This window comes from Corallococcus exiguus, from assembly GCF_009909105.1.
Classification (GTDB): Bacteria; Myxococcota; Myxococcia; order Myxococcales; family Myxococcaceae; genus Corallococcus; species Corallococcus exiguus.
This window is the reverse complement of the sequence record NZ_JAAAPK010000005.1, coordinates 549,955-573,137: the sequence shown is the minus strand read 5'-3', so window position 1 is coordinate 573,137 and position 23,183 is coordinate 549,955. Positions and strand designations below refer to the sequence as shown.

Genomic DNA, 23,183 nt, shown 5'->3' with positions numbered 1-23,183 from the left:
AGCGGGAGGGGAGCTGTGCGCAAAGCGCGCGCAGCCTTACAGATTAAGTTGACGTTCTCAACCTTCCGCCCACGTCCCGAGTCCCAGTGCCCGAATGCGACCTGCAGGGTCCTCTGTCCCTCAGGGCCGCCATCAATCCGGACAGCGCGCAAAACAGGAAACCGTCACGCGCGACGGCACGCGACGTCCCCGTCCTGCGAGCGGATGAACGCCGCGGCGAGTTCGTTCCCCAGGGCCGCGCACAGCACCTCGAACGTCCGCCGGCGGGCTCCACCGAAGAAGCCCGGCTGCCGCGCCAGGGTCTCCGGGTGACGCACGAAGACGTTGTACCCGAGGATGCACCCGTCCGCGCGCAGCACGGTGATGCCGTCGGTGGCCATCATGCCGCGCAAGAGCTGCGCGGCCGCCCGCACCGCTGACGCCGCGCTGCCGTCCTGGGTCGCGTGGTGCCGGTCCAGCAACGCCACCACGTCCATGGGCCGGGGCAACAGGATGCCGTCCACGAACAGCGCTGAACCCGCGCGCTCGCGGGGCAGCACCGCCACCAGCGTGCCGTGCGAGGACTGCATCACCTCGAACAGCACCCGCCGGAAGAAGCCCCGCGCGTACTCGCGGCTGGAGGGCAGGACCTGCTCGGTCACCGCGCTCGCCAGCGCGTCCAGCACCGCGGAGGGCGGCTCCAGGTCGACGCGCGCGCCGGACAGGTACACGTGCCGGCACAGCCCGCCGCCTCCGCGCAGCTCGATGATGTTGTCCGCGAGCTGCAACACGCCCACCACCCGTGCGCCCCGGTCCGGCGCGTGCCGCAGGCGCTCCAGCGGAGTCTCCGCCAGGGGGAACGGATCCGTCCGGAAGATGCCGTAGGTGAGGCCCGAGGGCTCACGCAGCAGGTACAGCGCCCACCAGCGCCCCTGTCCCAGCGGCGCGCACTGCTTGAGCGCACGCTGGATGGTGTCGCGGTTGCGCGGCCCCGAGCCCAGGGGAATCGGGTCGTGCCCGCCCAGCATCTCCAGCATCGCGCCCAGGTCGTCACCCAGGAACGCGGTGGGGAACAGCAGCGCGCCCTCTTCGCGGTAGCGCGACAGCGTCACCAGCAGTTCGCTGAGCGCGTCCGCCGTCTGCGGACATGTCATGTCCGCCTCGTCGAGGAACGCACTGACGGACTCGGTCAGCAGGTGACGGAACGACAGGATGAGAGGAGAACCCGCCTCCGGGCCCGGACCGGTCATGGCGGACCCAGCATGACGCATCGGTGGCGACGAGGCACGAAGTCTCGCCGCCATCGAGGAGGCCGGGCCCTGTCAGGAGCCGGCCGCCTACTCCGCCGCCCGCCGTGCCGTCTCCAGGGTGGAGGCGGTGCGCAGCCAGCCTTCCGCCTGGCCGTCCAGGTGGGACAACAGCTCCGCGAAGAAGCGCTTCTCCATGGCCTGAGCCAGCGTGGCCCCGTGCGCGTCCGCCCACTTGCGCGTCACCGTCGCGCGCACCTGGGCGCCCAGCAGATCCACGAAGCGCTCCAGCAGCGGCGTGGACAGGAGCGTCCCCGCCCACACCACCGCGTCATGGCCCAGGCCGCCGGTGGCCACCGTCACCACAGCCGCCGCCCCGGACGGCACCGAGTACACCAGCGTGGTGAGCGCCTGGAGCAGCTCCTCGCGCATGCCGCCCTGCAGCTCGCTGCCCACGAGCTGGCGGCAGAAGTCATACAGCGTGGCCCGGTCCGCCGCGTGCGCGTGCAGCGCGCCAAGGTCCAGCGGTGCATCCAGCCTGCCGAGCATCGCGGGCCCGAAGGCCTGCTCCATCTTCTCCCGTGTCTCCGCGTCTCCGCGCCACGCGGCCACTTCCGGCGCGAAGGCGTCCACCAGCCTGCGCAGCCCGTCCTTCAGCGAGTCATCCACCGCCTGCGTGGGCAGCGCCTCATTCGGCCGGGGGCCGGTGAAGGAGTCACGCACCTTGCGGCTCACGAACGAGAGCGCCGTGGCCAGCCCGCGGAACGGCAGGCGCACGAAGCGGTGGAAGGTGCTGCGCGCATCCAACTCGTCGCGGAACGCATCCACGAGCACGTCCGCGGGCACGGCCTTCAGCGCCGCCTGCGCGCCAATGCCTTGCAGGTCGTGCCGCAGCCGCTGCCGCAGTCGTTCCGGCTCACGGGCCGCGCGGGTCGCCGCTCGCGCCACCGCGTCCAGCTCCGAGCGCGCATCCGACAGCGAAGCCTCCAGCGCCCGTGCCTTCAACTCGCGCGCATGTTCCGCCTGTCCCAGCAGCGCGGCGAGCGGCGGCCGTCCATCCAGCGCCTCCGTGGCCAGCGGCTTCAGCCCCGCCTCCACCTCCGGTTGGTGCGGCGCCAGGTATCGCGCGATGGGCGGGTGGCCCACGTCCTGGGCCAGCTTGTCCAGGTGGCCGCGCGCCACCTCCTCGCGCGTGGCCTCGTTGTAGACGAGCAGGTACGGCTTGCCGTGGCCCACCGCCGCGCGCAGGAAGTCCACCAGCGCCGCGTTCTGGTACGTCTGCCGGCTCACCACGAACACCAGCACGTCCACCGTGACGAGCAGGGCCTCCGCCCGCTCGCGGTTGTCGCGGTACACGCTGTCGAAGTCCGGCGTGTCCATCACCAGCAGTCCGCGCGGTACGGCATCCGACAGCACCAGGTACAGCCGGCCGGCAGGCCCGGGCTCGTCCACGGGCGCCACGGTGCCGTCGGCCACCGGGATGATGTCGTAGCGCTGGGTGAGCACGTCCTTCAGCGCGCCCGTCCACGTCTCTTGATTCGCAGCGGCCAGGCACTGCTTGGTGAGTCCGCCCTCGGGACGCGCGGGGGACAGGGACGCCTTCGCCAGCGCGTTGAAGAGGGTGGACTTCCCGACGTTGTTGGGGCCGGCGATGGCCACGAGGAGCAGCGGCGCATCCTCGGCGCCGGAGCCCAGGCGGGGCAGCAGGTCGCGGCGCAGGCGTTCAGCCAGGCGGCGGGCCACGTCGGCGTCACCGCTGTCGGGGAAGCGCTCGGAGGCGGGCAGGGCGTCCAGGGCGGACGCGAGGGCGGTGCGCAGGGCGCGAGGGTCCTTCATGGGCATAAGGGGCCATGTGCAAGACAGCACGCACGCGGCGTGGTGCCCAGCGCAGTGTGCGTACACTGTCCACCGGGGACACCCCTGGAGAGGCGCGATAGGGTGCGCCGCATGCGCTCCCTCCTCGCCTGCCTGCTCCTGTCGGGGTCCATCGCCTGCACGGCCACGAACGCCAATGCGCCCGCGTCCGCCGAGGCCCATGCCGAAGGCCCGCTGCCCTTCATCCCGGATGACTACGCCCGCGCGCTCGCGGACGCGAAGGCGAAGGGCGTGCCCCTGTTCGTCGACACCTGGGCGCCGTGGTGTCACACCTGCCGTTCCATGCGCGCGTACGTCTTCACGGACAAGGCGCTGGCGAAGCACGCGGACCGCTTCGTGTGGCTGGAGCTCAACACCGACCTGACCCAGAACGCGACGTTCCAGGAGAAGTACCCGGTCGAGTTCTGGCCCACCTTCTTCATCATCGACCCGCGCGAGGAGAAGGCCTTGCTGCGCTTCGCCGGCAGCGCGACGGTGCCGCAGCTGGAGCGCCTCTTCGAGGACGGCGAGCGCGCCTACCAGGGCGGTGCCACCGGCGCGGAGGCGCTGCTCGCTCGCGGTGATGCCCTCTACGGAGAGCGCAAGCCCGCGGAGGCCGCCGAGGCCCTGTCGCTCGCGCTCGCGGAGGCCCCCGCCGACTGGTCCCGCCGTGGCCGCGCGTTGGAGTCGCTGCTGATGGCGCAGTACGGGGCGAAGCAGTACGTGCCCTGCGCGCAGAAGGCGGTGGTGGAGCTGCCGAGGGTGCCGCGCTCGCTCAACCTGGCCAACGGCGTCCTCAATGGCCTCGGCTGCGCGCTGGCCATCCCGGAAGGCACGCCCGAGGCGGCGGACCTGAGGCATGCGCTGGAGGCGAAGGCGCGTGAGGTGCTCGCGCCGCCGGCCATCGACATGGAGGCGGATGACCGCTCCGGCCTGTACGAAGTGCTGGTGGAGGCGCGCAAGCAGGACAAGGACGCCGCGGGCGCGAAGCAGGTGGCCCAGGAGTGGCTGACGTTCCTGGAGGGCGAGGCCGCGAAGGCGCCGAACCCCGAGGCGCGCAGCGTGTTCGACTCGCACCGCATGCTCGCGGCGATGACGCTGGAGCAGCCGCAGCGGGCCATCCCCGCGCTGGAGCAGAGCGAGAAGGACCTGCCGCAGGACTACAACCCGCCCGCGCGGCTCGCGACGCTGTACCGCCTGTCGGGCCGGCTGGACGACGCGCTCGCCGCGAACGACCGGGCGCTGGCGCGAGTGCAGGGAGCGCGGCGGCTGTCCGTGCTCTCCGGCCGCGCGGACATCCAGGTCGCGCGCAAGGACACCGCGGGCGCGGTGAAGACGCTGGAGGAGGCGCTGACCTTCGCGAAGACGCTGCCCGCCGCGCAGGTGTCCCCGCGTCAGGTGGAGTCGCTGGAGAAGAAGCTCGCCGGGCTCAAGACGCCGGCGGCTGTGCCTGGCGCGGCGCCGTAGCGAATGCACGAGTCTTCGCGCGTGCCCTGCATGAGGCACGCGCGAACGTTCACCGAGCCAGCGGCACCGCGCGACGCGCGTCCAGGTCGAGCAGCTCGAAGTCCTCCGCGCGGCCCTCGCGCATGGCGCCGTCGGTGAACACCATCACCGCCTCGCTCGGGCCCGTCACTGGCGGCGGGCCGTGTGCGTAGTCCACACGCGTCCCATCCGTCACCAGGTGGCGCAGCACTCCATCTCGCACGGGACCGGGTGACACCAGCTCCCGCACCCGCTTGTCGCGCGTGTGGCCCACGACCTGGGTCAGTCCGAGTGGCAACCGCCGGGGATCAAACCTGCGACGAGGCGTCCCCCGCACGCGCTCGTCGTCCTCCGCGGCCAGGCTGGGCCGCTGGTAGAAGATGCCCACGCCCTCGCCATCCTTCGCGTTGCCCGGATGGTGCAGCCCCGGCAGCACGAGCGGCCCGCCCTTCCACCCGGCCACCGCCCTGTCCATCACACCGTTGAGCGCCTCCGCCACCGCGCGCGAATCCCCCCATCGCTCGGGCTCGAGCCCCACGACTCCCAGGTCCTCGCGCGTGACACCCGCGTGCAGCACCAGCAGCGAACCCCCGGCCGCATGCGCCACGCGGAAGCGCCGTGCGCGCAGCAGATACTCCACCCACGCGCGCTGTTCCTCGGTCCAGGTGCTGAAGTCCCGCGCCGCCAGCTCCGCCGTGGGCAATCCAGGCCAGCGCTGGAGGAAGTCCCGCTCCGCCGCCGCGTCGGTGTCGTCCCCCGCATAGACGCGGTCCGCCTCCACCTGCGCGGCGCGGAACGACGCATCGGTGAAGTCCGCCAGCTCTCCCACGCGTCCCAGGTCGTGGTTGCCCAGGAGCATCGCCGCCTGGTCCGCCGGATGGGACGCGAGCCACGCCACCAGCCGGAGCGCGCTTCGGGCCACGCGCTCCCGGTCCGCCGCGGGACCCCAGTCGAAGTGGTCGCCCACGGAGACCAGGCACACGTCTGGCCGCAGCCCTCCCTCTTCGTCCAGCAGCCCGTGCAGCGACAGGATGGACAGCACCCGGTCGAAGTCCGCCTGCGGGTCTCCCATCGCCACGTGCAGCGTGCGGCGCTGGCCATCCGCCGCCAGCGCGTGTGGCCCCTTCGCCACCGCCGCGTCGGCGCGGGCCAGCGCCTTCCTCAAGAGCACGTCGTCCATCCCTCCATCCTAGTCATGCGCCAGGCAGTGCCCACCGGCCCATCAGGACTGGAAGAAGCGCGAGATGAGCGCGGAGCGGCTCTCCACCTGTGCCTTGTTCAGGAGGTGCGTGACATGCACCTCCACCGTGCGCTCGGCGCAGCCCAGGTGCAGGGCGATGGCCTTGTTCGTCTCCCCTTGCACCACGTGCTCCAGTACCTGCGCCTCGCGCGCGGTGAGCCCCCAGCGCTGGGTCAGCACCGGCAGGCGCGAGGTCGGATCCATCGGCGGTCCGGGGTCCAGCACCAGGTAGTGGTCAGGCAGCCCCTGCGTGCGCAGCGGGCCGGAGGAGAACAGCGGCCCCGCGCCCGGGGGGCTCCGCAGACACTCGCGCACCTGCGTCGCCAGCGCCTGGGAGTCCTGCTCCCACCTCGCCTGCCCCGCCTTGTTCGCGTGCATCACCCGGCCGCTGAACGTGACGACCCATGCGGGCCGCCCCAGCACCTCCAGCGCCGCGCCCAGGGCCGGCCCCAAGAGGCCCGCCTCGCGCAGCCGCCGGTCCATGGCCATCCGCCGCTGGATGGCGGGCGTCAGCGCCTGCAACAGCCGCTGCTCCCGCTCCGTGAAGGGCTCGGCCCGGAAGGCGCCCACCCAACCCAGCATCATGTCGCCTTCACACACCAGCACCCGCAGTTGCGCGAACTGCTCCAATCCCAATTGCCGGTAGAGATTGAAGGCATACCCGGCCAGCTGCGTCCGCGCGTGCTCCCACTCCGCCTCACTCAATCCCAGCCGCTCCCACAGAGGGCCCTCGCCCTCGCCGGTGATGGGCAGGGCCCGCAGCGTCTCCGAGATTCCCAGGGGCGAGAAGCGCATCGCCCGGTTGCGCTGGGCCAGCGGCGGACGCGCGGGATCGAAGTAGCCGAAGCGGCTCCCCGCCGGCGGCAGCGACGCGTCGAAGGCCTCGGAGAGGATGGAGGGCGGCTGCGGGAAGCCGACGCCGTGAACGAACGCCGTGTGATAGCGGTCTGGGCCCACGTCCACGCCGTAGGCCGCCGTCCGCTCCGCGCGCAGGGCGCTTCGGAGCGCGGCGAGGACCGTCGGCAGGGCCTCGGAGCCGGGCTCCAATCCCTCCAGCAGGCCCTCCAACTCCTGCAAGAGACGTTGGTCCTCGGAAATCAAATCAATCACGATTTTCTTACTATAGCCGTTGGGGACAATTGGAAGACTTGTGAGGTCGGGAGTGGAATCAGTGCTTCTTCCGCCTGTCCAGGTCGGAAGCGATTTCCTGCCCCCCGAGTCGTTTGAGACTCGCGTGATTTCCTCAATAGAAATGACTTTCGGCTGACGGCACCATGGCGTCACGTGCCCTTCCGGGGGGGTGGGCCGACCTAGGAGTCGAAGTATCCGCGTGTGCGCGCGCCGGGCGTTCCCCCAGGGATGTCCGGCGCGCTGCCCCTTTTGCGGCTCCTCTCCCTGCCTGTCCACCACCCCACGCGCCCGGTGCCATCATGCTCCGGACCCGAGGGGGCGCGGCGATGATGTCCGCGCCCGGAGGCACTGACATGCCGCGTGATTACGCCTACTACGCCCAGGCGCTGGAGGGACGGAGGCTGCCCCTGGCCTTCGCGGACCTGGACCTGCTGAACGAAAACGCGGCGGCGCTGGTGCGGCGCGCGGGCGGGTTGCCGGTGCGGGTGGCCACGAAGTCGGTGCGGTGCGTCGCGCTGCTGCGGCGCGTGCTCGACGGGCATCCCGGCTTCCGGGGCCTCATGTGCTTCAGCGCCGACGAGGCCGTGCACCTGCGTGAGCGCGGCTTTACCGACCTGCTCATGGGCTACCCTGTCGTGGATGCCGAGGCCCTGGCGGAGCTGTGCCGGCCGCCAGCGCCCGTGACGCTGATGGTGGACTCGGTGGAACACGTGGCGCTCGCCGCCCGCGCGGCCCGCCAGCATGGGACCCGAGCGCCACTGTGCCTGGACGTGGACCTGTCCGTCGACCTGCCGGGCCTGCGCTTCGGGGTGCACCGCTCGCCGGTGCGCTCGCCGGAGGACGCGTTGGTGGTGGCCCGGAGCATCGCGGCGGAAGGGGACGCCGTGTTCCTCGCGGGCGTCATGGGCTACGAGGCGCAGCTCGCGGGTGTGCCGGACGCCGCGCCGCACGCGGGGCCGAAGAACGTGGTCATCCGCGCGCTCAAGCGGGGCTCGGTGGGCCGCGTGCACTCGCGCAGGCAGGCGGTGGTGGCCGCGCTGAAGGAGGCGGGTTTCGCGCCGCGCTTCGTGAACGGCGGTGGCACCGGCAGCCTGGAGTCCACGCGCGAGGACGCGAGCGTCACGGAGCTCACCGCGGGCAGCGGCCTGTACTCGCCGGCGCTCTTCGACGGCTATCGCGGCTTCCACCATCAGCCCGCGGTGGCGTTCGCCATCCCCGTCACGCGACGTCCCGGCCCGGGCCTCTTCACGCTGCAGGGGGGAGGCTTCGTGGCCTCCGGCTCGGCGGGCGTGGACAAGCTGCCCGTGCCCTACCTTCCCGAGGGCGCGAAGCTCCTCCCGCTGGAGGGCGCGGGCGAGGTACAGACGCCCATCGCGTACGCGGGGCTGGTGCCGCTGCCCCTGGGCGCGCCGGTGTTCTTCCGGCACGCGAAGGCGGGCGAGGTGTGTGAGCACTTCCGCACGCTGCTGCTCATCTCCGGCGGCCGCGTCGTGGAAGAGGTCCCGACCTACCGGGGCGAATGGGGGTGACGGCATGACGACCGAGGCGGCGAAGACGAAGACGTGGCGCAACTGGTCCGGCGGGGTGGTGGCCCATCCCTCCGGCTTCCTCCAGCCGGACTCCGTGGACGCCCTGAAGGCCGCGCTCCGCGACGCCAGCGCTCAATCGCGCACCGTGCGCGTGGTGGGCAGCGGCCACTCGTTCCCGCCGTTGTGCGCGACGGACGAGACGATGGTGTCGCTCGAAGCGCTGCGGGGCCTGGTGTCCGTGGACGACCGCACGCGCGAGGCCGTGGTGTGGGCGGGCACGAGCCTGCGCGAACTGGGGATGCTGCTCGCGTCGCACCGGCTCGCGATGGAGAACCTGGGCGACATCAACAAGCAGTCGCTGGGCGGCGCGCTGAGCACGGGCACGCACGGCACGGGCGTGGGACTGGGCATCCTCTCCACGCAGGCGGCGGAGATGACGCTCGTCACGGCGAGCGGGGACGAGGTGACGTGCTCGGAGGACACGTCGCCGGAGCTGCTCCAGGCCGCGCGGGTGTCCCTGGGCGCGCTGGGCGTGGTGACGCGGGTGCGGCTGCGCTTGCTGCCGGAGTACCGGCTGCGGCTGACGCGGCGGAACCTGGGGCTGGAGGAGTGCCTGGCGGGATTGGATGAGGCGCGTGCGCGCCACCGGCACTACGAGTTCTTCTGGTTCCCGCACTCCGACCGCGTGATGACGAAGGCGATGGACCTCACGGACGAGACCCCGCACGGGGTGGGCATGGGGCGCTGGTTCAGTGAGATGGTGATGGAGAACGCGGTCTTCGGCGCGGTGAGCCGTGCGTGCCGGATGCGGCCTGCGTGGTGCGCGCCGGTGAGCCGGCTGTCGGCGAAGCTGGCGTCGGAAGGCGTGCTGGCGGGGCAGAGCCACACGCTGTTCGCCACGCCGCGGCTCGTGCGCTTCCAGGAGATGGAATACGCCGTGCCGGTGGAGCGAGGGCCTGACTGCCTGCGCGAGCTGTCCGAATACATCACGCGCGAGCAACTGCCCGTGCACTTCCCGGTGGAGTACCGCTTCGTGCGCGGCGACGACGTGTTCCTCAGCCCGGCGCACGGCGGGGACCGCGCGTTCATCGCGGTGCATCAATACCGGGGCATGCCGCTGGAGCCCTACTTCTCCGGCGCGGAGGCCATCTTCCGCAACCACGGTGGCCGGCCGCACTGGGGCAAGCTGCACACCCAGACGGCTGCGACACTGAAACACCTGTATCCCCGCTGGGATGACTTCCAGCGCGTGCGCGAGCAACTGGACCCGGAGGGACGCTTCCTCAATCCCTATCTGAAACGTCTCTTCCTGGAGGAGGGTTCCCACCGGACCCGGGGTGAAATCGGAAGCGCGAGGCTCGCGTAAGGCGCGAAGCGCGTGACGCACCTTGGAGGCGGATTTTCGCGTCGTATCGCGTCAGACGATCCAGCAACCTCTCGATAATGCACAATCCAGCGCCCGGCATGCGGTTGGCTAGGGCACTGGCTGGCGCCAGGCCCGGTGGCGCCTTTTCGAGGGGGATGGATGCGGACGAAGTCTTCATGGAAGCGCGCGGTGACGGCGTCGATGCTGATGCTCGCCGTGGGGTGTCGCACGCCCGCCGTGGGCTTGAGGGCCGCGGGGGCGTCGGACTCGGGCAACTCGTCGGACTCGGGCGCTTCCAGCCAGGGTGACTCCAGCCAGTCGGACTCGGGCGCTTCCAGCCAGGGTGACTCCAGCCAGGGTGACTCCAGCCAGGGTGACTCCAGCCAGGGCGAGTCCAGCAAGTCCGACTCGGGCAACTCCAGCGGTGGGGATTCGAGCAAGTCGGGCTCCAATGGCTCCAGCGACGAGGGCTCCAGCGAGTCGGGCTCGGGCGAGTCCAGCGACTCCGACTCGGGCAACTCCAGCCAGGGGGATTCGAGCAAGTCGGACTCGGGCGACTCCTCGGGTTCCAGCGACCACAGCTCCAGAGAAGGGGGCTCCAGCCACTCCGGCTCCAGCGAGAACAGCAACGCGGGCACCAGCGAGTCGAACCAGGTGGACCAGGGCGACGACTCGCGCACGCGCAGTGAGAGCAGCAACGGCCGCGAGAACCAGCTCCTGTCGACGGCCACGGTGGCGCTGACGGTGATGGGCCTGGGCATCATCATCTGGCAGTCGTACGCGCGCGCGGAGCGGCGCAAGGGCAAGCGCCCCTCACCGAAGGAGGTGGGGCACGCGGCCCAGGTGTACCTGCGGGCTCGCACGCACCAGCTGCGAGAGGACCTGGCGTTGGGCGCGGGCCCGACGGTGGAGGACCTGGCGCAGGCGGCGCGCATCCGCCGTGAGAACCTGGATGTCTTCGGCAAGCTGCTGCGCACGCACCGCAAGGAGCTGCTGATGATGGCGGACGCGAAGACGCTGACGCCCGAGCGCGCCCGTGCCTGGCTGGAGCGCGTGGGCCAGCTGGCGCGCACCGAACCGCGCCTTGAAGAGGACCGTCAGGCCTTCATCCTGGAACAGGAGGGTGCGACCCAAGCGGCCGAGGCCCTCCAGTGAGGCCTCGCACAGCCTGGATGGGGTTGCTCACGGTGATGCTGTTGCCGGTGAGCGCGCAGGCTCATGAGCAGCTCCAGGACACACCGTTCGAAGAACCCCTGGGCCACCTCGCGGTGCCGGCGTTCTTGAAGGGGCTGTCCCCGGAGGTCGTCCTGGCCGAACGGGTCGCGGCACTGGAGGCCACGTCGGGCATCCTCCTGCGCGGTGCCGCGGCGCGGGATGCCTCGCTGGTCTCGGACGTGGAGGCGGGGCTCGCCGCCCTTCCTCCCGCGATGCGCCGTCCCCCAGGAGGCAAGTTGGAGTTCGCGCTCCACCCGGAGCCTGCGCCGCTGGGCCTGGGTGACGGCACGAAGGCCCGTCCGGACTGGTCGGAGCAGCGCGAGCAGTTCCACCTCTACCGCTACGCCCCTTCCGAGGAGCGTCGCGCCACGCTGCGCCTGTCACGCCTCACCGACACGGAGGCCGAACACGTGTGGCGCCGCCGTGCCGTGGTGCACGCCGTGATGCAGCGCTGGGACGACGCGCGCGGTTGGAGCCGGCGTCCCCAGTGGCGCAGGCTGGACGGATGGCTGCTCCCCTTCGAGCGCCCGCTCACGTGGAAGGAGTCCGCGAGCATCACCTACGCGGGAGCCTTCAGCCGCGCCCGGGGCCAGGTCAGCGCCTCGTTGGACCTCGTCACGTTCGCGGAGGAGCTGTTCGTCCCGGTGGAGTCCCTTCGTCCGGACGCATTGCCCGAGGATGATCAGGTGCGCTGTCAGGAGCTGTCCAAGACGCGCGCCCTGTCGGAGTTCATCTCGGAGGCGCGCCTGGGCACGCTGTCCTCGCGAGGAGACTGCCCGGCTTTCGACACGTGGGCGGAAGCGGATGCGCTCTCCCATCTGGAGGTCCTGCTCGTCGCGGCCACGGGCCGTCAGCCCCAGTCCCTCTTCGGCCACCTGCTCCTGCGCCCGGTCTGGCGCGAAGGCGCCACGGTGCAGGGCCCTGGCTTCGAGCGCGTCGTGCAGCTCGTGGCCCTCACCGGAATGGAAGAGAAGGGCCTGGGCTACCTGATGAAGGGCATGACGGGCGGCTACAGCACCGTCTTCCTCACGGGCACCCTGGGCGACGTCACCCACGAGTCGCTGGAGCTGGAGCAGCGCACCATCCGCCGCTTCCGGTTGAACCTCACGCCCGGCGAGTCCCAGCGCATGCTGGAGCGCATCTGGGAGCTCGAGCGTCGCGGCTACCTGGGCTACTACTTCTTCACCGACAACTGCGCCGCCGCGCTGCTCTTCCTCCTCAATGGCTCGCTGGAGAACGGCCGTCACGTGAGCGCCCCCGGCACGCTGTGGGTCCTGCCCACGGCCACGCTGGACACGCTGGCGAAGACGAACGTCGTGGACGCGAAGGGACTCACGGTGCCGCTGCTGGAGCACGTCCCGGACGCCCTCGAATCCACGGGAGACCGCGCCCGGCGCGCGCTCGTGGAAGAGGAGCGGCTGCTCACGAAGCTGGCCTCCCTGCTTCCATCCACCTCGCTCGCGCCGCTGCACCACCTGCACCGCCGCCTCCAGTCCCCTGAACCCGACGTGCGCAGGCAGGCCTACGAACTGCTGCCTCACGCAGTGACGACAGCGCTCGACGCCGCTCCTCCATCCGCGCGCGCCGAAGCCCGCGATGCCCTGCACGCCTACGTGGCGCACGCGGTGCGGGTGGAGCGCGCGGCGGTGGACCAGGCCGAAGGGGAGAAGCTCGCCATCGAACGTGAGCGCTTCGTCGCCCTCGAGCTGAAGGGACAGGGCGGCGCCGCCCAGGGCGTCAAGGACCGGCAACTCCTCTTCGAGCGCGAGGACGACATGCAGCGCAAGCTCGCGGTGCTCGACCGCACGGCCCTGCTCCAGCAGGCCCTGGACACCGCCATCAAGCGGCCGCCCACGCCAGACGAGCTCAAGGCCCTGGTCCGCGCGGAGCACACCGAAGCCTCCTTCGCCGCGGCCACCGAAGCGCAGGGCGAGCTCAACGATGGACCGCTCGCGGACGTGGATCCGCGGGCCTTCCTCGCGAAGGACCATGAACAGAAGGTGGAGCTCGAGACCACCTGGGCCCGGGGCGCGCTGCGCGAATCCGGCGCGGCCCGCACGGTGGTCAGCGGCGGCGTGGACTTCCCGGAGGTGGGCGCCGCGCGGCCGGTGGTGAGCCTGCGCACCTCCGCGATGAACGAGGCCCTGGGCGACGCGCGCCTGCACGGCTTCCAGTCCAGCAGCGAGCTGCGCGTGCTGGACGGAGAGCTGTCGGTGGAGCCGCGCTGGGGCGTCCCTCGCATCCTCGGCTCGCGCCTGACGCTGGTGGGCTACCGCACGCTGCTGCCCGAACTGCCCCAGCAGCAACGGTCGTTCTCCGACTCATTGGGCTGGGGCGCGGAAGCGAAGATGTCCACGGACATCGACCGTCCGCTGCCCTACCGCGCGACGGTGGAGGCGGAGGCGCTGGGCGTGGTGGCGGCCTCGGAGCGCTTCGACACCTTCCTCGCGGTGGGGTTGGGCGCCCAGGCCACGATGGCCTGGAGCCCCAGGGAGACGGTCCCCACGGTGGGGCCCCGTCTGTCATTGTCCCATCGCATGGGCCTGCCCGGCCCGGGCAACAGCGCCCTGCGCCTGGAGGCCACGTACGTGCCGTCGTGGCGCACGGGCATCACGCCGGGCTTCACGCACGAGGCGGACGCGACGCTCCAGGTGGAGTGGTACCTGGGGCGCATCTCCCGGTGGAGCGTGCTGCTCACTCCCCGCGCACAGGTCCACTGGGAGGGGACACTCGCGTCGTGGGCAGGTCCCGGGAGAAGTCTCGCGAGCCTTCCGGAAGGGCTGGCGCGACATCGCCTTGCGCTAGGAGTGGAGGTCCGCTGACGTACTGCGAGCGGAAGACGGGGACCTCACCGGTGAACACCGGGCGGCTGGCGGCGCCGCAGAGCGCTCCGATGAACAGGCCGATGACGTGCAGCATCGTCCAGTTCGTCCAGCCCAGGCCGTAGAAGACGCGCACGGAGCCCACGCTGAAGACGTTGAAGGCCACGAAGAACGCGGCGGGCACCACCACCGAAGCGACGAGCGCGGCGGCCAGCGCCCGGCGGGGGCGTCCCGCGTGGAAGCCGCCGAACGTGCCGGCCAGCAGGCCGTTGAACAACGGAATGAAGAACGTGACGGCGCTGATGAGCACCATCGTCAGCACGCTCACGTCGAACCGGTTGTGCTTCCAGACGACGCGGCTCTCCTCCACGCGCGTGTCGGGCGGGAGGGTCGCGTACTCGGACCGCCCGTTCTCCATCTCGAAGCGGCGCTCCGGAAGCGCGACGCGTCCGGATTCCTCCGTATAGGTCTCATCCATGGAGCTTGTCCTCCGTGCGGGCGGGGGAAGAACGTGCCCGGACACCTTGGGAGATGGTGCTGGAAGCGGGCGGGTGGAAGGGCTGACGGCTCCACCGGTCCTCGGGGAGGAAGGCGCATGCCGTGCCTGCCCGCCGGGAATTTCCCGACCCGGCGTGGGGGCGGATGCCGCACACGGGGGCTGTAACGCACCGGAGACTTGGCGTCCGGTGGCTGGCGGCTATGCTGCCGCGCCTCTGCCGTACCGCTTCCCAGCCTGGATGGATTCCATGAGCCTTCGCCGCAACCTGCTGACCATCGCCGTCCTCTCCTCCGCGCTGCTGTCCGCCTGCGCGCTGCGCCCGCGCTACAACGAAGTCATCCAGGCGAACGGCGCCACCGAGCTCCAGGCGGGCCAGCTCGTGGTGCTGCGCGTGACGGACGCCGCGACGGGCCAGCCGGTGAAGGGCGCCAAGATTCTCGGTGGCGAGTACCGCAACCACATCAACGCGACCACCGACGAGAACGGCGAGTTCTCCCTCCAGCTCGACCCGGGCCTGGTGAAGGAGAACCCCCTGGTGGAGGTCGTGCTGCCCAAGGGCGTGGCCCGCTACAAGCTCCAGGTGGTGCCCTCCGGTCAGGCCCCGGCCCCCGAAGGCGCCCCCATCGCTCCCCCGGCCGAGTCCGCCGTGGAGCCGTCCACCACGCCCGCGACGCCCGGCGCTCCGTCCGAGACCGCGGCCCCGGCGGCCTCCGAAACGGCGAAGTAGGTCCGGTTCGTCAGGTGAACCAGCGAATCAGGCGCCTGCCCTGCAAGCGCCTGAACGCACCCAGCCGCCGCTGGAAGTCCTCGCCGATGGTGACGAAGCGCACGCCGCAGCGTCCCCGCGTGCGCTCCCCGGCGGAACGTCGGGACCACATCACCTGGGCCTGGAAGGGGACCTCCTCGTCCCCCAGCAGCAACGCGCCTTCGACGAGATCGCCCGCCTTCATCGGCTGGAGCATCTCCGCGCAGAAGCCGCTCTCCGACACATCCCGCGTGTAGAGCGGCAGCATGCCGCGCAGACGGACGGCCAGGCGATGCTCGAAGCGAGGCACGGCTCGGGGGAGATGCATGCCCTCGAATCCTGTCCGATTCCGTCTGGGGAGTAAAATTGCGCCAATAGAAAGCAGGCGGCAGGCGGACCCGGCGTGCAAAGCCTGAGATTCGTTGAGAAATCTCCTGGGAGGAGGGAGCGGGCCATGTCGAAGGCATTCACCAAGGAAGACGGGGGCGGCGACGAGGGGCTCACCCCCGCGCGTCCACGGTCGACGTCGGCGGAGCAGCGCTACATCACGCCGGAGGGCTACCGCGCGCTCCAGGAGGAGCTGCTGGAGTCGCAGGGCCCCGCTCCTCAGGACTGGCCGGAACTGGAAGCGGGAGTGCGCAAGCGCGAACGGGAGCGACGGGCGCGCGAGCTCACCGCCATCTTGGAGGACGTGCGGGTGGTGGAGCCGGATCCATCGCAGGCGGGCCGCGTCTTCTTCGGCGCGTGGGTGGTGCTGGAGGACGAGGACGGCGCGCGCATGCGCTATCGCATCGTCGGTCCGGATGAGGCGGACGTGAAGGCGGGGCGGCTGAGCGTGGAGTCCCCGCTGGCGCGCGCGCTCCTGGGCAAGGAGTCCGGCGAGGCCGTGCAGGTGGAGCGTCCGCGCGGCACGGTGGAGTACGAAATCCTCGCGGTGGAGTACGCGGAGTCCGAATCGGCCACTGCCGCGCCGTGATTCAGCGCTTCGTGGCGATGACGGTGACGAGCCGGCCAAAGGGCTCCGGCATGTCGCCCTCGCGCACCTCCACGTCGAACCCCGCCGCCTCCAGCAGCGCGCGGGCGCGGGGCACGAGGAACGTCAGGTAGTACATGACGAACGGCGGCTTCCAGAGCGCATTGCGCACGCGCATGGCGGCGTTGAAGCCCTTCGCCACCCAGTAGCCGGGGTTGAGCGCGGACGGCGGCCTAGCGGTGACGAAGACGAAGCGGCCACCGGATTTCAGCGCCCTCGCGATGCCCTCGACGAGGCGCGGCTCGTCCGCCTCCAGGATGTGCCCGAAGGCGCCGAAGCTGGTGATGAGGTCGAACGTCGCGTCGAAGGGCAGCGCCAGTGCATCGCCCCGGACGAAGTCGAGCGCAGCGCTGCCCGGGGCATCCGCGAGCCTGCGCCGCGCTTCATCCAGCATGCCCTGGCTCAGGTCGAACCCGACGACGCGCTCACGGCACAGCGGGCGCAGCACGCGCATCGCGGCGCCGGTGCCGCAGCACACGTCCAGCGCGCTGCCCACGCTGCCTTCGGGCCCTATGTGCGCGAGCGCGGCCTTGAGCACCGGATCCGGCGTGCGGAAAGGCGTGTGCTCGAACTTGGGCGCGAGCAGGTCGTAGCCCTGCTCGACGGAGGTGAGGGCCTGCCGTGCAAGCTCGCGGAAGGTGGGGCCGTCGCGGTGGAACATGGGACGAGGTGTACCCACATCCCCCCGGTCCCGCCACCGGGGTGGAGAGGGACTCGATGGGATTTGAATGTTCCGGCGGGGGCCCCGTCAGTCAGGACAAGCAACTCGGACGGAGGATGGAAGACATGGCTTTCAAGCTCGGACTCGCGACCCTGGCCTTCGGTGCAATGCTGCTCGGTTCCTCCACGTCGTTCGCGGCGGACTGGCGCGGCCCGACCCGGGCGGATGCGCAGTGGGGCGGCCAGCAGCGGTACAACGGCGGCTGGGATTCCGCGCCGCAGGGCCAGGCGTTCCGCTACGACAATGACGACGCGAAGACGCGCCGCTTCATGGGCTGCCGCGGCCCGAACTGCGGCAACTACGGCCCCATGCCGCGCCCGGTGGATTCGCGCGGACGCTACGAGCTGCAGACGGTGGAGCGCTGGGTGCCGGCGCGCTACGAGCAGGTCTGGGTCCCCGAGCAGTGCGTGTCCCGTGGCCGCCGCGGCCGCCACGTGAGCTGCTCGCCGGGCTACTACGACCAGCGCTATGTGGCGGGCGGCTACCAGGCGGTGACGGAGTGGGTCTGGGTGCCGTACGGCGGGCGCCGCTGGCAGACGGTGGTCTACTACCCGTAGCCAACACGAGGAGACGAGGCGGGACGGACGACGCAAAGGGGAAGCAGGGGAACAACGCGGGGCGGCACCTGGTGTGGGGACTCCAGGTGTCGCCCCGCGGTGTTTTTTCGCGGGCGGGCCTGTTAGGCAGGGCCCGCATATGGGGACCGCATTCATCACGGGCGCGGGCGTGCGCATCGGCAGCGCGGTGGCGCGAGCACTCGGCCGCGCCGGCTACGACCTGGCGCTTCACGCGAACCGCTCCATGGAGCCGCTGGAAGCACTGGCGCAAGAGCTGCGGGAGCTGGGCCGCGGCGTCACGCTGTACAGCGGCGACCTCTCCGACGCGCAGGCCGTGGACGCGCTGGGCGCTCGGGTCCGGGAGGCGCACCCCGCGCTGGACGTGGTCGTCCACAACGCGGGGCTCTACGAACGCGTGGACTTCGAAGCCGTGACGCGCGAGCAGTACCGCCGCATGCTCGCCGTGAACGTGGACGCGCCCTTCTTCCTCACGCAGGCGCTGCTGCCGTCGCTGCGCGCGGGGAAGGACCCGCTGGTGGTGCACCTCACGGACATCGGTGGGGAGCGGGCGGTGAGCCACTACTCGCACTATTCGGTGAGCAAGGCAGGGCTCGTGATGCTGACGCGAGCGTTGGCGGTGGAGCTGGCGCCGCACGTGCGCGTCAACGCCATCTCGCCGGGCGTGGTGGCCTTCCCGGAGCACTTCGACGAAGCGGCGCGGAAGGAAGTGCTCGACCGCGTGCCCATGGGCCGCGAGGGCAGCGTGGAGGACGTGGCGCGCACGGTGGTGTTCCTCGCGCGCGAGGCGCCGTACCTCACCGGGCAGGTCATCGCCGTGGATGGCGGAAGGAGCGCGCAGCTGTGAGCCATGAACCCGTGTGGATGCACCCCGTGGTCACCGACGCGCAGGGCCGTCCGCTGGACGTGATGGAGCTGCGTGGGCTCACGGTGGACGTCATCGTGGGCCTCTACAACCGCGAGCGCGTGACGCCGCAGCCCCTGCGGCTGGACGTGGCGCTCTTCCTGGACGCGAGGCAGGCGGCGGTGGGCGGGAGGCTGGCGAACACCGTGCACTACGGGCGCCTGGCCGGAGAGCTGCGCTTCCTCCTGGATGCGTGCCGCTTCGAGTTGTTGGAGTCCGCGGCGGAGGCGGTGTGTCGCTATCTCCTGGCGCCGCCCACGGACGCCGCGCCGCACGCGTTGCTGCACGCGGCCACGGTGCGGGTCACCAAGCCGGAGGCGCTGACGGGCTGGGCCATCCCGTCGCTCCAGGTGCACCGCACCGCGGAGGAGATGGTGTACCGGACGGAGGCGAAGCCCTTCGGTCACGTGGACGTCATCCACGAAGGAGCGACCTACGGCGTGTACCGGCTGCGGGTGGATCCGGGAGGCAGCATCCCGCCGCGCGCGGACGGCCACACGGAAGGAATGGAGCTGGTGCTGGGCGCGGGGCTGGTGCTGCAAGGGCAGCCAGTGGGGCGGGGGATGGCGTTCAGCGGACCGGAGGTCTTCGGGCACGGCTACGACAACCCGACGGCGACCGAGCAGACAGTGCTGGGAGTGTACCGGCCGCGCCTGGTGCTCTCCGAAGGGGGCGCTTCCGGAGAGGCCGCGCCGGTAGGGGCGGGCACGCTGTACTACCTGCCCGAGTAGGCCCCGGGCGTCCAAGCGACGGGGGCGGGAGGGTATGCTAGCTGTAGAGGCGCCTCGTTCTTGAAGGACGCAACGGATGATCCTGGACCGGCGGATTCAGCTTTTCGTGGTGCTCGCGGGGCTGTTCATCACCTCGCTGGTGGTGGGCGACATCATCGGGGTGAAGCTGTTCGAAGTGCACCTGGGCCCGGTGGTGGCGGTGATGTCGGTGGGGATGTTGCCGTTCCCGGTGACGTTCCTGCTGACGGACATCCTCAACGAGTTCTACGGCAAGAAGGTCGCGCGGTTCGTGACGTGGGTGGGCTTTGTCATGGCCATCTTCACGTTCGTGATTGTCGCGCTGGCGGGCCAGATTCCGTGGGCGCCAATGACGGAGGCCAAGGACTACAGCGGGACGGTGGCGGCGTCGTTCAACAACGTCTTCGGCGGTTCGCAGCGCATCCTGGCGGCGTCGATGGTGGCGTACCTGGTGGCGCAGTTCCTGGACATCTCGGTGTTCAACCTGCTCAAGCGGGTGACGAACAACCGGATGCTGTGGCTGCGGGCCACGGGCTCCACGGTGGTGTCGCAGCTCATCGACACGGTGGTGGTGCAGTTCATCGCCTGGACGGGCGTGCTGCCGCGGGAGGTCATCTTCCGGATCATCTTCACCTCGTACGCGGTGAAGCTGCTGGTGGCCATTGGCCTGACGCCGCTCGTCTACCTGGGGCACGCGCTGGTGGAGCGCAAGCTGGGCATCGCCCCGGTGGTGCTGGGCGAGGACGGTGAGCCGGTGAACCTCGTGACCACCAAGGCCGAGCCCCCGTCGGCGGCCGCAGCCTGAACGCGGTAGAGGGTCTGCGGACCGTGGTCGGCTTGAACCCGCCTCCTGGTTCTGTTCCGCTTCAGCGACAGGAGGGTGCCCCATGCAGTTCACGCTCGCGGATGTCTGTGGTCCACCGCCGCCGACGGTAGGGTTCTTCTACGCACTCTGGCTCTCGCCGGTGGTGGTGTTCCTGCTGCTGCGATGGTTGCGGCGCGGAGCCCGCGACGGCCATGACGTCCTGGGCCTGATGGCACCGTCGTCCCGGAGCTCCGTCTCGGCCTTCCGTGACCTTCTGACCTGGGGCTGCGTGGCGGTGGCCTTCATCGGACCGCTGCTGCTCGGCATGGCGATCCTCATCAGCGAGGCCATGCTGGTGGAGCCTGTCGCGCGGGAAGGGGATGGCATCGACCCCACCCACTGGAAGTGGTTCGCCGCGATGACGCTGCTGTTCGTCCTCGTGCGCATGAAGTGGCTGCGGAGTGCTTCGTCCCACGGGGACGTGCTCCACATCGCCTGAACGAACAAAAGGGGCAGGGCTCGAAGCAGGAGCCCTGCTCACACCGTGTTTCAGCGGGCGTTCGACGCCGGGTGCTTGAGCACCTGCATCGTGCCTCGCGTGACGCCGAACTGCTCGTGCACCGCGGCGCGCTTCACCGCCTCCGCTGGCGACAGTCGGCCCGCGAGCAGCTCCTGATACGCGCCCAGCACTCGCGTGGCCTCCTCGCGCGTCTCGCGCACGAACTCCACGCGGAAGCGTCGCACGCCGCGCTCCAGCAGCCGGGGCACCAGTGACGCCGCGCTCTGTGCCTGCGCGTTGAACACCGTGTTGCGGCACCCCACGTCCACGATGACCGGATGCTCCAATCCCAGCCGGTCCTTCAGCGCGATGGCGTGCTTCTCACACGGCCGTCCACAGGTCTTGTAATCGCGCCCGTTGGACAGCGTGTGTGAATACACGCAGTGCTCCGTGTGGAACGTCGCGATGTGGTGATGCAGCGCCACCGCGAACCGGTGCGCCGGTGCCTGCTCCAGCAGCGCGAAGAGCTGCTCCGAATCCAGGTCGTGCGACACCGTCAGCGTGTCCAGCCCCAGGCTCAACAGGTGCGCCGCCGTCAGCGAATTCGTGACGTTCAGCGAGAAGTCCCCGTGCAGCACCGGCCGCGACGCCCCCGCCGGCTGCTCCAGGAAGTGCATCATCGCGCCCCAGTGGCGCACCAGCACCGCGTCCGGGCGCAGCCGGTCCAGGCGCGTGTCGTAGCCCTCCTCGCCGGGCTTCTGCACGCGCACCGTGGCGATGGTGACGCGCAGCCCCGCCGCGCGCGCCCGCTCCACTGCCTTCTGGAGCCCCACCATCTCCATCCAATCCAGCTCCACCTCGCGCAGGCCCGCGGCGATGACCGCCTCCAGTTGCGCGTCGTCGCGGCACAGCGGCAGCAACCGGGGAGCCTCTTCCGAAGGCCGCAAAGCCACCTTCGCCAGCAATGCCTGACGCACGCTGGCCTCCACCGGCTCCGTGCTCACCGTCCGCACGGGGCCGCGCTCCACGTCCGCCGTCAGCTCCGCCACCAGTTGCCGCCGCAGCGCCTTCAGCTCCGACACCGGCAGGTGCAGCCCCGGCGCCAATCCAGACGCATCCAGCTCCGCTAGGTGGAACGACGTCCCGCCCAGCGCGGCCAGCTTGTCCTTGAGCAGCGCCGCGTCCACGCCCGCGCCCCGAGACGGCGCAAGCACCGTCGTACCCACGGCCTCACGCGTGAACCGCCCGGTGCTCATCCGCACGCGCAGCGGTGAGCCCTCCGCGCCGGACACCACCAGTGACAGCGGGATGCGGCCCTCGGGCTCACCCTCCGCGAGCAGGTCTCCCGTGCGCCGCGCGAGCGCCGGATCGCTGTTCAGCCACACGCGCTGCCCCGGCGCCACGCGGCCCAGGTCCGGACCCGGATGGCCAAAGCCCAGCACCCACGCGTCGCCCTCGCGCTCCACTCGGAAGATGGGGCCGCCCGGCTCGTGCTTGTCCTCCGGCGCTCCCGCGTCGAACACCACGCCCATGCCCGGTCGCGGATCCACGTCCGCGGGGTCGGGCTCGCCCGTGAGCGGCGCGGACACGTTGCCCGCCGGGGCCTCCGGGCGCTCGTCGCCAAGACCCAGCGCGCCCGTCCACGGCCGGTCGTCCGGCACCACGAGCACGTCCTTGCCAGCCACCGCATGCACCCGGCCCAGGTACAGCCCGCGGTGCTTCGGGAAGCGACCTTCCACCAGCGTCTGGTGGTCGGAGCCCGCCAGGAAGCCGTGAGAGAACCCACGGCTGTACGACAGCGACATCTCCGCCAGGTCCTTCGCCAGCCGCGCGCTGTCGGGCTTGCCCACCATCACGCCATCCAACCAGCGGCGATAACCCTGCACCGTGCTGGAGACGTATGCCGGCCCCTTGAGCCGGCCTTCAATCTTCAGGCTGTGCACGCCGATGTCCGCCAGCTCCGGCACCGCGCGCACGCCCGCCAGGTCCTTGGGGCTGAGCAGGTACTTCACCTCGCCCAGGTCGCGCGTCTCGCCGTCCACCACCAGGTCGTACGGCAGCCGGCACGATTGCGCGCACTGGCCCCGGTTCGCGGACCGTCCGCCCCACGCTTCGCTCGTGAGGCATTGACCGCTCCACGACATGCAGAGCGCGCCGTGGATGAAGACCTCCAGCTCGATGTCCGTCTGCGACGCCAGCCGGCGGATCTCCGCCACCGACAGCTCGCGCGGCACCACCATGCGCGTGAAGCCCAGGCCCGTGGCGAACCGCGCCCCTTCCGCGCTGGACAGCGTCATCTGTGTGGAGGCGTGCAGCTCCAGCTGCGGGCAGATGGCTCGCGCCAGCAGCGCCACCGCCGGGTCCTGCACGATGAGCGCGTCCACCCCGGCCTTCGCCACGCCGCGCAGCAGGTGTTCCACCACCGGCAGCTCCGGCTCGAACACCAGCGTGTTCAGCGTCACGTAGGCGCGCGCGCCGGCCCGGTGGATGAGCCCCACCGTCTCAGCCAACCGCTCGAGCGAGAAGTTCTCCGCACGGGCCCGCGCGTTGAAGCCTTCATCGAGCCCGAAGTAGACGGCGTCCGCGCCACTGGCCAGGGCGGCACGCAACGACTCCAGGTCACCAGCGGGGGCGAGGATTTCGGGGCGTCGGGGAGACATGACTCCTACCTAGCACGCCCGTTCCCGCCGCTCCCCTCTTGCGACCTGTCCACTCCACCCCGGACGGGCACCCGTTTGAGGGGAGGGATGCCATCCCATGCGAGGCACGGGGATGTTGTTCGTGG

19 protein-coding genes are annotated in these 23,183 nt (G+C 70.9%); 12 read left to right on the top strand and 7 right to left on the bottom strand.

Annotation, left to right across the window (positions count from 1 at the left end; all coding sequences use genetic code 11):
• Positions 1-164: 164 nt before the first annotated feature.
• Both GTZ93_RS22555 and GTZ93_RS22550 read right to left on the bottom strand, forming a co-directional pair.
• Positions 165-1,229 (bottom strand): hypothetical protein, encoded by a 1,065-nt coding sequence (locus GTZ93_RS22555; RefSeq protein ID WP_120574821.1) that lies wholly within the window; start codon positions 1,227-1,229, stop codon positions 165-167.
• Between the two features lie 87 nt (positions 1,230-1,316).
• The gene (locus tag GTZ93_RS22550) at positions 1,317-3,062 is read right to left on the bottom strand and encodes a GTPase (protein WP_139919808.1); all 1,746 of its coding nucleotides are present in this window, start codon (positions 3,060-3,062) and stop codon (positions 1,317-1,319) included.
• A gap of 111 nt (positions 3,063-3,173) precedes the next feature.
• On the opposite strand from GTZ93_RS22550, the gene GTZ93_RS22545 reads away from it, so the two are divergent.
• A complete protein-coding gene (locus tag GTZ93_RS22545) occupies positions 3,174-4,547 on the top strand; it encodes a thioredoxin family protein (RefSeq protein WP_139919809.1) in 1,374 nt (457 codons plus the stop codon).
• A 49-nt stretch (positions 4,548-4,596) separates the two neighbouring features.
• Here the strand turns inward: GTZ93_RS22545 and GTZ93_RS22540 are convergent, their stop codons facing one another.
• Both GTZ93_RS22540 and GTZ93_RS22535 read right to left on the bottom strand, forming a co-directional pair.
• Entirely contained in the window at positions 4,597-5,745 is a 1,149-nt protein-coding gene (locus GTZ93_RS22540; protein ID WP_139919810.1) for a metallophosphoesterase, read from the bottom strand.
• A gap of 42 nt (positions 5,746-5,787) precedes the next feature.
• On the bottom strand, positions 5,788-6,915 hold the full coding sequence (locus GTZ93_RS22535) for a helix-turn-helix transcriptional regulator (RefSeq protein WP_120574824.1): 1,128 nt from the start codon (positions 6,913-6,915) through the stop codon (positions 5,788-5,790).
• A 374-nt stretch (positions 6,916-7,289) separates the two neighbouring features.
• Here GTZ93_RS22535 and GTZ93_RS22530 point away from each other — a divergent pair, with 374 nt between their 5' ends.
• The 5 genes from GTZ93_RS22530 to GTZ93_RS22510 all read left to right on the top strand — a co-directional run bounded on the left by GTZ93_RS22530 (position 7,290) and on the right by GTZ93_RS22510 (position 15,094).
• Positions 7,290-8,465, top strand: a complete 1,176-nt coding sequence (locus tag GTZ93_RS22530) for an amino acid deaminase/aldolase (protein WP_139919811.1) — start codon at positions 7,290-7,292, stop codon at positions 8,463-8,465.
• Between the two features lie 4 nt (positions 8,466-8,469).
• Positions 8,470-9,831, top strand: a complete 1,362-nt coding sequence (locus tag GTZ93_RS22525; protein WP_139919812.1) for a D-arabinono-1,4-lactone oxidase — start codon at positions 8,470-8,472, stop codon at positions 9,829-9,831.
• 159 nt (positions 9,832-9,990) lie between these two features.
• Positions 9,991-10,986, top strand: coding sequence for a hypothetical protein (locus GTZ93_RS42895; protein ID WP_257979304.1), 996 nt, complete (start codon positions 9,991-9,993; stop codon positions 10,984-10,986).
• Entirely contained in the window at positions 10,983-13,868 is a 2,886-nt protein-coding gene (locus GTZ93_RS22515) for an Lnb N-terminal periplasmic domain-containing protein (RefSeq protein WP_139919813.1), read from the top strand. Before GTZ93_RS42895 ends, GTZ93_RS22515 begins: the two co-directional genes overlap by 4 nt.
• 746 nt (positions 13,869-14,614) lie before the next feature.
• Complete coding sequence (locus GTZ93_RS22510) at positions 14,615-15,094, top strand: transthyretin-like family protein (protein WP_120574829.1); 480 nt, start codon at positions 14,615-14,617, stop codon at positions 15,092-15,094.
• A gap of 10 nt (positions 15,095-15,104) precedes the next feature.
• On the opposite strand, the gene GTZ93_RS22505 is transcribed toward GTZ93_RS22510, so the two are convergent.
• On the bottom strand, positions 15,105-15,440 hold the full coding sequence (locus GTZ93_RS22505) for a PilZ domain-containing protein (RefSeq protein ID WP_139919482.1): 336 nt from the start codon (positions 15,438-15,440) through the stop codon (positions 15,105-15,107).
• Between the two features lie 126 nt (positions 15,441-15,566).
• On the opposite strand from GTZ93_RS22505, the gene GTZ93_RS22500 reads away from it, so the two are divergent.
• Positions 15,567-16,088, top strand: coding sequence for a GreA/GreB family elongation factor (locus tag GTZ93_RS22500; RefSeq protein WP_139919481.1), 522 nt, complete (start codon positions 15,567-15,569; stop codon positions 16,086-16,088).
• Between the two features lies 1 nt (position 16,089).
• Here GTZ93_RS22500 and GTZ93_RS22495 read toward each other — a convergent pair whose 3' ends face one another.
• Positions 16,090-16,806, bottom strand: a complete 717-nt coding sequence (locus GTZ93_RS22495) for a class I SAM-dependent methyltransferase (protein WP_139919480.1) — start codon at positions 16,804-16,806, stop codon at positions 16,090-16,092.
• Positions 16,807-16,931: 125 nt separating this feature from the next.
• Between GTZ93_RS22495 and GTZ93_RS22490 the strand changes: the two genes are divergently transcribed.
• From GTZ93_RS22490 to GTZ93_RS22470, 5 genes are all read left to right on the top strand, one after another.
• Positions 16,932-17,423 (top strand): hypothetical protein, encoded by a 492-nt coding sequence (locus GTZ93_RS22490; protein ID WP_167548269.1) that lies wholly within the window; start codon positions 16,932-16,934, stop codon positions 17,421-17,423.
• Positions 17,424-17,562: 139 nt separating this feature from the next.
• Positions 17,563-18,288 carry an SDR family NAD(P)-dependent oxidoreductase gene (locus tag GTZ93_RS22485; protein ID WP_139919479.1) on the top strand — a complete coding sequence of 242 codons (726 nt, stop codon included), beginning with the start codon at positions 17,563-17,565 and terminating at the stop codon, positions 18,286-18,288.
• A gap of 17 nt (positions 18,289-18,305) precedes the next feature.
• The gene (locus GTZ93_RS22480) at positions 18,306-19,076 is read left to right on the top strand and encodes a dihydroneopterin aldolase (protein WP_120574834.1); all 771 of its coding nucleotides are present in this window, start codon (positions 18,306-18,308) and stop codon (positions 19,074-19,076) included.
• A gap of 76 nt (positions 19,077-19,152) precedes the next feature.
• Positions 19,153-19,899 carry a queuosine precursor transporter gene (locus GTZ93_RS22475; protein ID WP_126933047.1) on the top strand — a complete coding sequence of 249 codons (747 nt, stop codon included), beginning with the start codon at positions 19,153-19,155 and terminating at the stop codon, positions 19,897-19,899.
• Between the two features lie 82 nt (positions 19,900-19,981).
• Positions 19,982-20,398 (top strand): hypothetical protein, encoded by a 417-nt coding sequence (locus tag GTZ93_RS22470; RefSeq protein WP_121751979.1) that lies wholly within the window; start codon positions 19,982-19,984, stop codon positions 20,396-20,398.
• Between the two features lie 50 nt (positions 20,399-20,448).
• Here the strand turns inward: GTZ93_RS22470 and GTZ93_RS22465 are convergent, their stop codons facing one another.
• Positions 20,449-23,058, bottom strand: coding sequence for a U32 family peptidase (locus GTZ93_RS22465; RefSeq protein ID WP_139919478.1), 2,610 nt, complete (start codon positions 23,056-23,058; stop codon positions 20,449-20,451).
• Positions 23,059-23,183 lie beyond the last annotated feature (125 nt).

Bases quoted from the DNA above. Each gene is read 5' to 3' on its own strand.
- GTZ93_RS22510 (WP_120574829.1), top strand. From the start codon at position 14,615: ATGAGCCTTCGCCGCAACCTGCTGACCATCGCCGTCCTCTCCTCCGCG.
- GTZ93_RS22470 (WP_121751979.1), top strand. From the start codon at position 19,982: ATGCAGTTCACGCTCGCGGATGTCTGTGGTCCACCGCCGCCGACGGTA.
- GTZ93_RS22525 (WP_139919812.1), top strand. From the start codon at position 8,470: ATGACGACCGAGGCGGCGAAGACGAAGACGTGGCGCAACTGGTCCGGC.
- GTZ93_RS22465 (WP_139919478.1), bottom strand. From the start codon at position 23,058: ATGTCTCCCCGACGCCCCGAAATCCTCGCCCCCGCTGGTGACCTGGAG.
- GTZ93_RS22545 (WP_139919809.1), top strand. From the start codon at position 3,174: ATGCGCTCCCTCCTCGCCTGCCTGCTCCTGTCGGGGTCCATCGCCTGC.
- GTZ93_RS22540 (WP_139919810.1), bottom strand. From the start codon at position 5,745: ATGGACGACGTGCTCTTGAGGAAGGCGCTGGCCCGCGCCGACGCGGCG.
- GTZ93_RS22485 (WP_139919479.1), top strand. From the start codon at position 17,563: ATGGGGACCGCATTCATCACGGGCGCGGGCGTGCGCATCGGCAGCGCG.
- GTZ93_RS22530 (WP_139919811.1), top strand. From the start codon at position 7,290: ATGCCGCGTGATTACGCCTACTACGCCCAGGCGCTGGAGGGACGGAGG.
- GTZ93_RS22475 (WP_126933047.1), top strand. From the start codon at position 19,153: ATGATCCTGGACCGGCGGATTCAGCTTTTCGTGGTGCTCGCGGGGCTG.
- GTZ93_RS22480 (WP_120574834.1), top strand. From the start codon at position 18,306: ATGCACCCCGTGGTCACCGACGCGCAGGGCCGTCCGCTGGACGTGATG.
- GTZ93_RS22500 (WP_139919481.1), top strand. From the start codon at position 15,567: ATGTCGAAGGCATTCACCAAGGAAGACGGGGGCGGCGACGAGGGGCTC.
- GTZ93_RS22555 (WP_120574821.1), bottom strand. From the start codon at position 1,229: ATGACCGGTCCGGGCCCGGAGGCGGGTTCTCCTCTCATCCTGTCGTTC.
- GTZ93_RS22505 (WP_139919482.1), bottom strand. From the start codon at position 15,440: ATGCATCTCCCCCGAGCCGTGCCTCGCTTCGAGCATCGCCTGGCCGTC.
- GTZ93_RS22495 (WP_139919480.1), bottom strand. From the start codon at position 16,806: ATGTTCCACCGCGACGGCCCCACCTTCCGCGAGCTTGCACGGCAGGCC.
- GTZ93_RS22550 (WP_139919808.1), bottom strand. From the start codon at position 3,062: ATGAAGGACCCTCGCGCCCTGCGCACCGCCCTCGCGTCCGCCCTGGAC.
- GTZ93_RS42895 (WP_257979304.1), top strand. From the start codon at position 9,991: ATGCGGACGAAGTCTTCATGGAAGCGCGCGGTGACGGCGTCGATGCTG.
- GTZ93_RS22490 (WP_167548269.1), top strand. From the start codon at position 16,932: ATGGCTTTCAAGCTCGGACTCGCGACCCTGGCCTTCGGTGCAATGCTG.